11 protein-coding genes are annotated in these 12,750 nt (G+C 58.7%); 9 read left to right on the forward strand and 2 right to left on the reverse strand.

Annotated features, from left to right (window positions below; all coding sequences use genetic code 11):
* The first annotated feature begins 3 nt into the window (after window positions 1–3).
* From ACP8J1_RS00475 to ACP8J1_RS00490, 4 genes are all read left to right on the forward strand, one after another.
* Window positions 4–792 (forward strand): ABC transporter permease, encoded by a 789-nt coding sequence (locus ACP8J1_RS00475; RefSeq protein ID WP_023020305.1) that lies wholly within the window; start codon window positions 4–6, stop codon window positions 790–792.
* Window positions 782–1,534 carry an ABC transporter permease gene (locus ACP8J1_RS00480; protein ID WP_023020306.1) on the forward strand — a complete coding sequence of 251 codons (753 nt, stop codon included), beginning with the start codon at window positions 782–784 and terminating at the stop codon, window positions 1,532–1,534. The genes ACP8J1_RS00475 and ACP8J1_RS00480 overlap by 11 nt, the downstream gene beginning before the upstream one ends.
* Window positions 1,535–1,934: 400 nt before the next feature.
* Window positions 1,935–2,624, forward strand: coding sequence for an alpha-ketoglutarate-dependent dioxygenase AlkB family protein (locus ACP8J1_RS00485; RefSeq protein ID WP_023020308.1), 690 nt, complete (start codon window positions 1,935–1,937; stop codon window positions 2,622–2,624).
* Window positions 2,625–2,662: 38 nt separating this feature from the next.
* Window positions 2,663–3,208, forward strand: coding sequence for an NADPH-dependent FMN reductase (locus tag ACP8J1_RS00490; RefSeq protein ID WP_023020309.1), 546 nt, complete (start codon window positions 2,663–2,665; stop codon window positions 3,206–3,208).
* A 141-nt stretch (window positions 3,209–3,349) separates the two neighbouring features.
* Here the strand turns inward: ACP8J1_RS00490 and ACP8J1_RS00495 are convergent, their stop codons facing one another.
* Together ACP8J1_RS00495 and betT are read right to left on the reverse strand one after the other, a co-directional pair.
* A complete protein-coding gene (locus tag ACP8J1_RS00495; RefSeq protein ID WP_023020310.1) occupies window positions 3,350–4,927 on the reverse strand; it encodes an aldehyde dehydrogenase family protein in 1,578 nt (525 codons plus the stop codon).
* 45 nt (window positions 4,928–4,972) lie between these two features.
* A complete protein-coding gene (gene betT / locus ACP8J1_RS00500; protein WP_023020311.1) occupies window positions 4,973–7,222 on the reverse strand; it encodes a choline BCCT transporter BetT in 2,250 nt (749 codons plus the stop codon).
* A 333-nt stretch (window positions 7,223–7,555) separates the two neighbouring features.
* On the opposite strand from betT, the gene betA reads away from it, so the two are divergent.
* The 5 genes from betA to ACP8J1_RS00525 all read left to right on the forward strand — a co-directional run bounded on the left by betA (window position 7,556) and on the right by ACP8J1_RS00525 (window position 12,464).
* Window positions 7,556–9,331: a choline dehydrogenase gene (betA, locus tag ACP8J1_RS00505; protein ID WP_023020312.1), complete on the forward strand. Its 1,776-nt coding sequence runs from the start codon at window positions 7,556–7,558 to the stop codon at window positions 9,329–9,331.
* A gap of 177 nt (window positions 9,332–9,508) precedes the next feature.
* Entirely contained in the window at window positions 9,509–9,637 is a 129-nt protein-coding gene (locus tag ACP8J1_RS00510) for a hypothetical protein (RefSeq protein WP_023020313.1), read from the forward strand.
* 344 nt (window positions 9,638–9,981) lie between these two features.
* On the forward strand, window positions 9,982–10,110 hold the full coding sequence (locus ACP8J1_RS00515) for a hypothetical protein (RefSeq protein ID WP_023020314.1): 129 nt from the start codon (window positions 9,982–9,984) through the stop codon (window positions 10,108–10,110).
* 105 nt (window positions 10,111–10,215) lie between these two features.
* Entirely contained in the window at window positions 10,216–10,575 is a 360-nt protein-coding gene (gene cmtR, locus ACP8J1_RS00520) for a Cd(II)/Pb(II)-sensing metalloregulatory transcriptional regulator CmtR (RefSeq protein WP_023016478.1), read from the forward strand.
* Window positions 10,572–12,464: a heavy metal translocating P-type ATPase gene (locus tag ACP8J1_RS00525; protein ID WP_302517780.1), complete on the forward strand. Its 1,893-nt coding sequence runs from the start codon at window positions 10,572–10,574 to the stop codon at window positions 12,462–12,464. Before cmtR ends, ACP8J1_RS00525 begins: the two co-directional genes overlap by 4 nt.
* Window positions 12,465–12,750: the final 286 nt, after the last annotated feature.

Here is a 12,750-nt window from a genome sequence, read left to right on the forward strand (position 1 = left end):
GCGATGACTCACGTAGCCCCTTCGGTGCAAAGAAAGCCAGCATTAATTTTCTCTCTGATGGCTCAAGAACCGTTGAAACTGAAGCGTAAGTTTAATGTTTTTCTCCCTTTAGCCCTTATTGTTCTTTTTGGGTTTTGGGCTTTCATTTTGACTACTACTACCTTTAACCAGCTGGATCCTACAGAACGGGACCCGCGTTCATTGACGTTGAATATGGTTCAGTTGGGAAGTCTGATGCTTCCTCTCTTGATTGGTTCGTATTCTTTGGTGATCTCGTCGATCGATCGTAAAAATCGTATGCTTACGCGGCTGCAATCTCTGGGGACATCCGCCAAGGAAATCATGCTCATTAAGTCTGTATGGGTGAGTTTAGTAGCATTCTTCGGAATTGCAGCTGTCATACTAGCGACAGTTCAAGCTAGTCGTTCTTTCAACGTTCCAGTCTTAGGGAACCAATTGGTAGTCGTAGTTTTTGCTTTGTTGATGGAAACTGTTGCCTTGGTTCCCTTGTTCCTCCATCTTGCCTTGCGTCTCAAGCACCCTGGATGGGTCGTTGGTATCGCGCTGATAGGCTCAGTTCTCGGTTCAGCTGGTCACATGATCCCTCAGGCAGTAGCAATTTTCATTCCTTTCACTTTAGTTGGAGCTCTATCCCCTGTAGGGGTACAAGAAGACAGTCTTTTGGATCACGTCTTGTCTCTTTCGGATCTGGGAATTGTGATCATAGTCGCCCTTGTTGTTGCAACTTTTTCAATTGTTGTGGTTCCTCGGAGGTTTCAAGATGAACTTTAATTTGACAGTGTTTCGGAAGTCGCCAGCTACGATTTTGATTGCTCTCGCGGTAGTACTTCTTTTTCTCTTAGCGTTTTGGTTCGGAATCGCAATGGTTCCGGAAGAGAAATGGGGTCAAGATTCCAACAGTGCCATTGGTTTTGCTTGGGCAAATATGGGGGGACTTTACTTCGGAATCCTTTCCCCTATTTTGGTGGCAGCAATTTCCGCGACCTTAATGGGGCCGGAGCAAAAAAGGGGAAATATCAATTGGATTAAAAGCCAACCTAATGGAAGGAAGAAACTTCTGATTGAGAAGATTTCTATCCTTTTTTCCCTCGCCCTAGCTATGGGTGTACTTCAATTTTTAATCACTCTCATCTATAAGTACATGAGTGGCTATCCTGAGGAGCCGCTCAGTAAGCTTCTTCCCGTTTATTCTCTATGGACCATTTTGGGAATACTTGCTGTAGGTTGTTTCTACCTTTGGCTTTCAACGTATATTGATAATTTCGCTGGCGTTTTGGGTGCAGCAGTGGGGCTAACGATCGCCACGATGGGAATCTCGATTGCAAATCAACTCTTGGCGGGTACGAATGGTGTTGAGAAGTTCTTGCCAACTTCTCAAATCATCGCAACTTCATTCGCTCGTTCTCCGGGGGAATCTAGTGCTGAGGCATTCTTTCTCTCAGGAGTGATCGCTTTGTTGTGGATGTTTTTGTTCGTGTTTCTTACCTGCAGAAAGCTCTCGAAGAAGGGGTAGGAACTATTTCACTTATATGGGGGATACTTCCGTACACGCATCCTTTCATGGGGCACTTCATAGAGTGGGAGTTGGAGGAGGCTATCCCTGATGACGTCTGGGAAAGCACCAACTAAGGACTAATCCTGTTCCGGCTCCGGTGCGGTTAGAGTTCGGCGTCCTGATTGCCGTCGTGCTCTGCTTCTAGCTCTGGTTCCTCGTTTTCAGTCTGGTTGTCGTGTCGTTATCCGCGGCCTGGTAACCGGTAGGAGCCTCCTCGTCTAGTTCGAGGCTGGCGAGGAAGTCGAGGTCGTTTTATTCCTACGGGCCATGTGAGTGGTGGTCTTGTACGGATTCTGATCCTTGGTGAAAATGGTAGGTCTTGGTCGATTTATAGGGTCGTTGGGTTTAGGGTGAGGTCATGCTTTTTGATTCGCTGCCGCGACCGAGCGTGCGTGTGGCTTCGGGGGTGGGGCATGTGCCGGGATGGGTGGGCGTCGATAAGCAGAGGGCCTTGGTAGATGAGATGCGTGGCATTGCGCGCGAGTATGCGAATACGCCGATGGCGATGGTGCGGCCGCGGTTGAAATCCGGCGGGCAAATGAGCGTTTTTCAGCTGCATTTGGGCAGGTACTGGCATTATCCCAGCTATCGGTATGTAGACAATATGGACGGCACGTGGGTTCCGCCGGTGCCGGGGAGCCTGCGGCGGATTGCTCCGGGAGCGCTGCGCGCCGCGGCTGAGGTAGCACCTGAGCTAGAGCCGTGGGTGGATACGTTTGTGCCGGAGATGGCATTGGTGAATTACTATCCGCCGGGCTCGGCCATGGGCATGCACGTGGATGATTCGGAGGAGTCACCCGCCCCGGTGATTTCGCTATCCATTGGGGATGAGGCGCTTTTCCGCATGGGGCATACCGAGGCGCGCACGCGACCGTGGGATGACATCACGCTGTGCTCTGGGGATTTGGTGGTCTTTGGCGGGCCAAAGCGCTTTGCCTACCACGGGGTGGTGCGCGTTAATGACGGCACGTTGCCGGAGGCGTGCGGGTTGAGTGAAGGACGTATCAACATCACCATCAGACAAGTATCTGCACGGGCGGTAAGCTAGGGATGTTACATAAAGCTTGAAGGAAAGAAGGTTCTCTTATGTCTCGTATCGGCATCATCATCGGCACCACCCGCGATAACTCGGCCGGCAAGGTAGTAGGTGAGTGGCTCTATGATCTCGCCCAGGGGCGCCAGGATGGGGTGGAGTATACCCTGCTGGACCTCAAGGAGTTTGATGTTCCACTGCTGACCACTGACGTCATTCCTGCCACCGCCAATAAGCAGTATGCGGATGAAAAGGTGCAGGCGTGGTCTGATGCAGTGGATGCCTGCGATGGTTTCGTATTTGTTACCCCGGAGTACAACCGCTCCGTGCCGGGTCCATTCAAGAATGCCTTCGACTGCTTGGCCGGGGAGTGGACCGGTAAGCCAGTCGCGTTCGCCGGTTACGGTCCAGCGGGCGCAATCCGCGGCGTGGAAGCATGGCGCACCATCGTGGTCAACTTCTCCATGCCGCAGCTGCGCAACCAGCTCGACTTCGGTTTCTTTACTGACTGGACCGACGGCGAATTCCGCCCCGTGGATGCCAAGGTGGAGCGCACCAATTCCTTGCTAGCCGAGCTGGAAGATGCCGTTTCCGCATAATCAGTTCGCACAGCGGCCACGTTCTGGCCCTGCAGTAGGTGAACGAGACCGATAACGTGGCCGTGCGTCGGCCTCATACAGAAATTCAGCCCCCGCGCTCTTTCCGAGCAGCGGGGGCTGAATGCTATGTGGCCGGCTTAGTTACTGCAGGCCAAACTGATCCCAAGCGGCAGGGGAGAGGTTCTGGTACACGTGCTTGTGCTCCTGGTACTCGGCCAAGCCGGTGGGGCCAAGCTCGCGGCCATTGCCGGACTGCTTGAAGCCGCCCCACTCTGCCTGCGGCAGGTATGGGTGGAAGTCGTTGATCCAGATGGTGCCATGGCGCAGGGCGCGGGCTACGCGCTCGGCGCGGCCGGCGTCGGAAGTGTAGACGGCGCCTGCCAGACCATATTCGGTGTCATTGGCGATGGCGATGGCCTCCTCCTCAGTGGTGAAGGTCTCGATGGTCACGGTAGGGCCGAAGGCCTCGTCGTAGACGCAATCCATCTCGGTGGTGGCGCCATCGATGATGGTCGGCAGGTAGTAGATGCCAGCGCCCAAGTCGGTGGTGCCGGTGCCGTGCTGGCCATTGGTGTCCTCGCTGGTGGCGGCGCGGCCGCCGGTGAGGATCTTGGCGCCCTGCTCGCGAGCCTTGTCCACGTAGGCGGCAACCTTCTCGCGGTGCTCGGCGGAGATGAGCGGGCCGGTTTCGGCCTTGTCATCGGTCGGGCCGCCGATCTTGATCTTATTGGCGCGCTCTACCAGGGCATCGACGAACTTATCGTGCAGGGACTCTTCTACGACGATGCGGGAGCCTGCGGAGCAGACCTGGCCGGAGTGGAAGAAGGCGCCATTGAGGGCGTTGTCCACGGCGACGTCGAAATCGGCATCGGCGAAGATGACGTTCGGGTTCTTGCCGCCGAGCTCGAGCGCGGTGCGTTTGACGGTCTCCGCCGCATTCTTGGCGATGATCTTGCCGGTGACAAGGCCGCCGGTGAAGGAGACCATGTCCACGTCCGGGTGCTGGGAGAGCGGGTTGCCGCAGTTAGCGCCAGCGCCGGTGATGAGGTTGCCTACGCCGTCCGGCAGACCGCACTCCTTGAGGGCGACCATGAGCAGCATCGCGGTGTGTGGGGTGAGCTCCGCCTGCTTGAGGACGAAGGTATTGCCGGCAGCCAGGGCCGGGCCGACCTTCCAGGAGACCTGCAACAGCGGGTAGTTCCATGGGGTAATCAGGCCACAGACGCCGACGGGCTCGGCATCGATGCGGGAGCGCAGGTTGGGATCCTGCGGGTCGACCACGCGGCCGGCCTGGTGCTGGGCCAGGGTGCCGAAGTACTCGAAGGCGTTGGCGATGTCATCCATATCGCCCAAAGATTCCTCGTAGCGCTTGCCGGTATCAGCGGACTCGGCCTGCGCGAAAAGCTCCTTGTGCTCGCGGATGAAATCGGCCACGCGGATGACGAGCTTGCCACGCTCGGCGGACGGGGTATTGGCCCACTCGCCGTTATCGAAGGTTTCACGGGCAACCTTGATGGCGCGTTCGGTGTCCTCGTCGGATGCCTCGGAGACTAAACCGACGGTGGAACCATCGGCCGGGCAGATGATGGTGCGGGTTTCGCCGCTTTGGGCGGCTTCCCACTTACCGTTGATGAACAGGGACTTCGGGGCGCCATCAGCATGCACGCCCTTCAGCAGCTCGGACTGGGTGGGGTCGAACAAAGTGTTCTGGGTGCTCAAGTGAAAAGCAACCTTTCTCTCATAGAGGTAGTTGTAGTGGCCAGCTTAGCTATCTTCGCGCCAGGTGCGCTCAGGCTCGGCGCCATCGGAGACATCGGAGTCGCCCGGCTGGGTCTGCTGCATGTAGAGGAAGGCCAAGTGGCGTTCATAAAGATCCAGCACATTGTTAATGATCTGATTCTCGGAATAGCCGTAGACGTCATAGCCCAGCGAACCAGTCATGTCATAGACCTCGAGGCGGTAGTACTCGTCGCCTTCGCCCGCGCTGAAATCGGGGCGCTCGGCCGCGACCGGGAAGAGCTGGTAGCGGAACATGCGCTCATTGTGCAGCTTTACCTCTAGGTCGAGCTGGGGCAATTCGACGTCGGGAAGCTCGCTGGTGAGCAAGATGGCGTCGTAGCCGCGGGTACGCATGTGGGTAGCAACCTGCTCCAAGGCGTAGGTGGCGGTATCGCGCAGGTAAGTATCCATCTCCTTCTTGGAAGGGAAGGTATTGGCGCGGTCGAGGCGGTTCTTCCACAGGTTGGAATCCGAAGGCTCGCGCTCGGTACGGGAGGAAATCACACCATGTATAGCGGTGGTGCGGGCCTCGCGCTGCACGTTTTCCAGGCGCAGGGACTTCCACAGGGAGAACATGATGAGGTAGACCACGAAGGCAAAGGGCAGGCCCATCACGACGGTCGCGGATTGCACGGTGGCGATGCCATCGATCTGTAGCAGGGCAAGGGTCAGCGCACCTACGGTTACGGACCAGAAGATGCGCAGCCAGCGTGCGCCATCCTGGCGGTTATCGGTGATGCGAGAGGTGAAGTTGGACATCACCAGCGCGCCGGAGTCGGCCGAGGTGATATAGAGCAGTAGGCCAATAAAGGTGGTCAAGAAAATGACGATGCCAGAGCCTGGGAACTCGTGCAGCATGTCGTAGAAGCCTTGCTCTGGCACGTTAATAGCGTTCTCGGCGAATTCGGGGTAGTCACCGGAGCGGACCATGTCCAAGGCAGTGTTACCAAAGAAGGACATCCACATCAGGATGAATAGGAACGGGAAGGTCAGGGTGCCGAAGATGAACTGGCGCAGGGTGCGGCCGCGGGAGATGCGGGCCAGGAAGAGGCCGACGAAGGTCGCCCAGGCGATCCACCATGCCCAGAAGAAGAGGGTCCAGGACTGCATCCAGGTATCTACGTTGGCTTGGTCTTCGGCGAAGGCGAAGGTCTCCATGGTCCAAGATGGGAATTTTGCGACGTAGTCACCGATATTGGTCACGATGGCATCGAAGAGGTAGGCGGTCTTGCCAAAGACCACGACGTAGACCATCAGTGCGATGGCCAAATAGACGTTGAGCTCGGAGAGGAAGCGAATGCCCTTATCGACGCCGGATACAGCCGACAGCGTGGCAATGGCCACCGCAATAATAATGAGGGCGGACTGCAGTCCAAGGCCCTGCTCGATGCCGAAGATGAGGTGGAAGCCATAGGACAGCTGCACCACGCCGATGCCCAGGGAAGCGGTCACACCGAAGACGGTGCCCAGCATGGCGGCGATGTCCACCGCGGAGCCGATAGGGCCGTGCACGCGCTTGCCGATGAGCGGGTAGAGCGCGGAGCGGATAGCCAGCGGCATGTTCAGGCGGTAGGCAAAGTAGCCAAAGGCCATGCCCATAAGTGCATAAAGCGCCCAGCCGGTGAGGCCATAGTGGAACATGGCATAGACCACGGCTTCCTTGGCGGCCTCCATGGTTTCGCCGTCACCGACCGGTGGCTGCATGTACATGGTGACTGGCTCGGCCACGGCGAAGAACATGAGGTCCACGCCGATGCCAGCGGCAAAGAGCATGGACGCCCAGGAGAAGGTATTAAATTTCGGCCGCGAGTGGTCCGGTCCGAGGCGGATATTGCCGGCATTGGAAAAGGCAATATAGAGCACGAAGACCACGGCGATGGTGGCGGTGAGAACGTAGAACCAGCCAAGGTTGTGGCCGATCCAGCCGGTCACACTGGCGAGGGTTTCTGCCGCGGAATCGCGGCCGAGCCCGGCATAGAGCGCCATGGCAATAATGAGGACGCCAGAGATGATAAATACCGGCCAGTTTGTCTTGGGAGCAGGGACCTGATCCGCGCCTACGGCATCGCCGGTTTCGGCCTTGTAGCTGCCGACGAGGGCGCGGACTTGGTAGCGCGGGCTGCGCTTCTTGGGCTCTCCAGAGGGGGTTGCGAGAGAGGTGTTTTTACCCCCTTCTTGGGGGTCTTTATGTGAAGTGAGAGACTCCTCAGGATTGTGAGGGTCAAAGTTAGCCATCTACTTCTCCTATTGCTGGTTGTTTTGGGCCGAATCTTTCGCACGAGTGCCCCAAAATGCTCACAAGATCGCAGGGAGAGATAGGTGAGTGAAATGAATCATATTCGGGCGAACTATGCGCAAAGACTGCGGATTTCATCTCCAGAGAAATCCATCCGGACAAGGTAAATATACATTAAGATGGGCAAACTTCTAGCGGGATGTGTACTCTGGAGGCAGTGCCCGCACATAAGGCGATGTGAATAATTACAGACTTTTGTATAAATTACAATATTTTCACTTCCGGTGGGGCAATCTTGACGTGTGAAATATTTCACAGAAAGAAGGGGATTTATGGGTTTTATGGACAAGCTGACCAAGAAGCGTTCCGCTAAAAAGGTCACCGATGAAGTAAGCGACGTAGTCGTCGTTGGCGGTGGCTCCGCAGGCTCCGTCATCGCCGCACGCCTGACCGAAGACAAGAACACCCGCGTGCTGGTCCTTGAGGCTGGCCGCCCAGATTCCTTGTGGGATCTGTTCATTCACATGCCATCCGGCTTCTCTTTCCCAATCGGCGCAAAGAACTATGACTGGATGTATGAGTCCGATCCAGAGCCAGAGATGAACGGCCGCCGTGTCTACCATGCTCGCGGCAAGGTCCTTGGCGGATCTTCCTCCATCAACGGCATGATCTACCAGCGCGGTAACCCGATGGACTACGAGAAGTGGGGCCAGAACCCGGGCATGGAGAACTGGGACTTCGCCCACTGCCTGCCGTACTTCAACCGCATGGAAACCGCCGCTGCGGCCGAGCCGAACGATCCGCGCCGTGGCCACGATGGCCCGCTGTACCTCTCCCGCGGCCCGGCTACCTCCGAGCTCTTCCAGGCCCTGTTCAAGTCTGTGCAGGAAGCCGGCTACAACCTGACCAATGACGTCAATGGTTACCGCCAGGAAGGCTTCGCTCCGTTCGATCGCAATATTAAGAACGGCAAGCGCTGGTCCGCTGCCCGCGCCTACCTGTACCCCAACATGGATCGCGAGAACCTCGAGATCCGCACCCGCGCTTTCACCACCAAGATCCTCTTCGAGGGCCAGAAGGCCGTCGGCGTCGAGTACGAGTGGCAGGGCGGCGTTCACCGCGTCTATGCCGAGAAGATCGTGCTGTCCGCCGGTGCCATTAACACCCCGCAGCTGCTGGAAATCTCCGGCATTGGTGACCGCGAGATTCTGGAGAAACACGGCATCGACGTCGTCAAGCACCTGCCAGGTGTGGGCGAGAACCTGCAGGACCACCTCGAGGTCTACATTCAGTATGAGACCACCAAGTCCACCGCGTCCTCCCAGCCTTACCTGGATAAGTGGCGCTGGCCATTCATGGGTCTGCAGTGGCTGCTGACCCACAAGGGCCCAGTTGCTACCTCCCACTTTGAAGGCGGCGGCTTCGTGCGCTCCAATGAGAATGAGGACTACCCGAACCTCATGTTCCACTTCCTGCCGATGGCCGTGCGTTATGACGGCCAGAAGGCGGACGTCAAGCACGGCTTCCAGTGGCACGTTGGCCCGATGTTCTCCGATACCAAGGGCCACGTTCACATCAAGAGCGCCGATATCCACGACAAGCCATCCATCCTCTTCAACTACCTGAAGACCGACCAGGACCGCCGCGAGTGGGTTGAGGCCGTACGCGTTGCCCGCTCCCTGCTGGATACCAAGGCCATGGAAGAGGTAGGTGCCCGCGAGTTCAGCCCGGGCCCGGATGTCCAGACCGACGAGGAGATCTTGGAGTGGGTCCGCAACGATGGCGAGACCGCGCTGCACCCATCCTGTACCGCCAAGATGGGCGCGGAGTCCGATCCGATGGCCGTGGTTGACCCAGACACCATGGGCGTGTGGGGCGTTGAGGGTCTCTACATTGCGGATGCCTCCGTCTTCCCATCCGTGACCAACGGCAATATCTACTCCCCAACCATGATGGTGGGCGAGAAGGCCGCTGACCTCATCGCCGGCCGCACCCCGCTGGAGCCAAACTACGCCGAGTGGTACAAGGCTAAGCAGGATATGCCGCTCTACGCTGAGGGCGAGGCAGTCCGCGATCACAAACACTCCATCCAGGGCGCTGACCACTAAGCAGCCTGCCGCCGGATTGCTCTAGCGCCGCGTTTCCCTTCCTTGGGGGCGCGGCGCTTTTGCTTGCCGACATCCCCTTTTCCCGTGCACCTCTCTGCTGGGCCAGAACCATGGTTTAATCGTCGGGCAAGGAATCGGCTCCGCTGGATTGAAGTGACAGAGTAAAGGAAGACATTGATGCTCAGCATTATCGCCTTAGTAATTAGTATCGTTTTCGCCGTATCCGTTCTGAGAAAGCTCGATGACATCGATAGGCACCTGAAGGAGCTGCTCTCCTCGCGCGAAGATGGCGAAACACCGCGTTAATCGTGCGGGTGGCTAAGGAGATGGTGAACGAATTTCGAATTAACCAACTGCAAAAGGCCCATACCGACCGTGAAATGGAATTTTCCTGCGATGTAGTTTGAAGGGCTATGTCTTCGTAGACCAAAGTGGTTTCCAAGCAGCAGTTCCAGTACTTCGTACGCGGGGTAGCCAACACCGCCGACTTCAAGGAAGTATCATTCCCGGATACCAGCGAAAAGAGATAGTCATTTGGCTATTAGAAAGCTTCGCTACGTGTGGTTTGACCCGTACGCAATGTCCGTGAGTGTCTAGCTCTTGATGGAGAACCTGGTGTCAGTGTCGCTGGCCGCACCTACGCCGCCGTCATGTCCGCCGACACCCTGTTCATCACCATCCCCACAGGGGTGGGTGTGGACGTCCACGTGAAGATTCTGGAGAATTTCGCCGCCCACGTCGCCCCTCGTTGGGTTGGCAGGCGAACCGTGAAGGACTAGTCATCGGCTATCCCATCGACTAATTCTTGCAGGTCGCAGGACTTTCGCGTGACTGTTAGTTCAGCCCATTTTAAATAGTTCATCGCACACTGTATAGTTCAGCACATGCTGACTATTGCTTCGCGCCTCGACGTCATGAACCGGCTCGGCCGGGCCATGGCTGATCCGACGCGCTCCCGAATCCTGATAACCCTACTAGACGGTCCGAGCTACCCGGCTGTGCTCTCGCAAAGCTTGGATCTGACCCGCTCGAACGTTTCGAACCACCTGTCTTGCCTGCGCGATTGTGGCATTGTCGTCGCTGAGCCGGAGGGCCGTAAGACCCGCTACGAAATCGCCGATCCGCACCTCGCGGCAGCGCTCGAAGCGCTAGTCAACGCGACACTGGCCGTCGACGAGAATGCCCCCTGCATCGACACTGAGTGCTCGGTGCCCGGCTGCGGCGAGAAAGGAGCGGACGTATGAGTTCAGCATGTGGATGCGAACACGAACCCGCCACGGAGATCGACGAGCTCGATCGGCCATGGTGGAAGGACCCTGAGCTACTGCTGCCGTTCTTCTCCGGCGTAGCCCTCATAACAGGACTGGCGCTGGACTGGTCTGACTTGGAGACGCCCGCGACGGTACTGTATTGGGTTGGCCTGCTGTTGGGCGCTTACACGTTCGCGCCTGGAGCGATCCGGAACCTTGTCACGAAGCGCAAGCTCGGCATTGGCTTGCTAATGACGATCAGCGCGGTCGGCGCGGTGATCCTCGGATTCGTCGGAGAGGCCGCGGCGCTAGCATTCCTGTACTCGATCGCCGAGGCACTGGAAGACAAGGCGATGGACCGGGCTCAAGGCGGACTGCGGGCACTGTTGAAGCTGGTACCGCAGACCGCGACGGTGCTGCGCGACGGCACAGCGGCCGAGGTCGCAGCGAAGGACCTCGAGGTTGGCGAGCTAATGCTCGTGCGCCCCGGGGAGCGGATCGCCACGGACGGCATCATTCGATCCGGGCGCTCCAGCCTTGACACCTCAGCGATCACCGGAGAATCCATTCCGGAGGAGGTTGCGCCCGGCGACGAAGTGCCTGCGGGAGCGATCAACTCCGCCGGGGTGCTGGAGGTCGAGACGACCGCAGCTGGGACGGACAACTCGCTGACCACACTCGTGGACCTAGTCGAGCAAGCGCAGGCGGAAAAGGGCGACCGCGCCCGGATCGCCGACCGGATTGCCCAACCCCTAGTGCCCGGGGTGATGATCCTGGCGGTGCTGGTCGGCGTTATCGGCTCGCTGCTGGGCGACCCTGAGACGTGGATCACCCGTGCGCTGGTAGTCCTGGTCGCAGCGTCGCCGTGCGCGCTGGCAATCTCCGTGCCGCTGACGGTCGTGGCCGCGATCGGCGCGGCCAGCCAGTTCGGAGTGGTCATCAAGTCCGGCGCGGCGTTCGAGCGACTCGGCAGTATCCGTCACCTGGCAGTGGACAAAACCGGAACCCTTACCCGCAACCAGCCTGAGGTTACCGGAGTGGTCCCGGCAGACGGATTCGATCGGACGCAGGTGCTTTCCTTCGCGGCAGCAGTTGAGCAGCAATCGACACACCCCCTCGCTGCGGCGATCGCGGCAGCGGGGCCCGAAGCGCCCACCGCCTCGGACATCAGCGAGGAAGCTGGGCATGGCATCGGCGGCACCGTCGAAGGCCGACGGGTGCTGGTGGGCAGCCCCCGATGGATCGACGCCGGACCACTGAAAGCAGACGTTGAGCGCATGGAGTCCGAGGGCCAGACCTGCGTCCTGGTCACCGTCGATGACGCTCTCGCCGGGGCGATCGGGGTCCGTGACGAGTTGCGGCCCGAGGTGCCCGAAGCCGTGCAGGCCCTGCACGCCAACGACGTGGAAGTAAGCATGCTCACCGGCGACAATACTCGCACCACCCAGGCGCTGGCTGGAATCGCCGGAATCAACGACGTGCGCGCCGAGCTGCGCCCTGAGGACAAGGCAAGCATCGTCGCCGAATTCTCCTCCAAGACGCCGACGGCGATGATCGGCGACGGCATCAACGACGCGCCGGCACTGGCGGGCGCGACGGTGGGCATAGCGATGGGAGCGACCGGCTCTGACGCCGCGATCGAGTCCGCTGACGTCGCCTTCACCGGCCACGACCTCCGGCTAATCCCGAAGGCGCTGCAGCACGCCCGCCGAGGAAGCCGGATCATCAACCAGAACATCGTGCTGTCTCTGGCCATCATCATCGTGTTGATGCCACTGGCGATCAGCGGCGTGCTGGGCCTGGCTGCCGTCGTGCTGGTTCACGAGGTCGCCGAAGTGATCGTGATCTTGAACGGCCTGCGGGCTGCGCAAGCGAAGCGCTGAGGCTGCGACCGGCAAGTCTCATAAGGGTTAAACCACACGCCGAGCGGACACACCTTGGGCCAGGCACGTCATTCGAGTTCACGGTCCGTCTCCGTGGAATCGGGATCGTACTCGGTGACCTGTCCCTTCTCGGTGTGGGTGGGCACGGGGGCTGTGGGCGAGCCACCACCCGGCACGTGCCCCAGCCGGTCAAGGACCCCCGAGCGCTCGGCGTCTCCAGCGCAGATCGTGGAAGGATCGAACTTGCTCAGGGACCAAGCGTCACTGCGAGACTCTTTTCGTCCCG

This window comes from Corynebacterium sp. LaCa_205 (genome assembly GCF_057458085.1).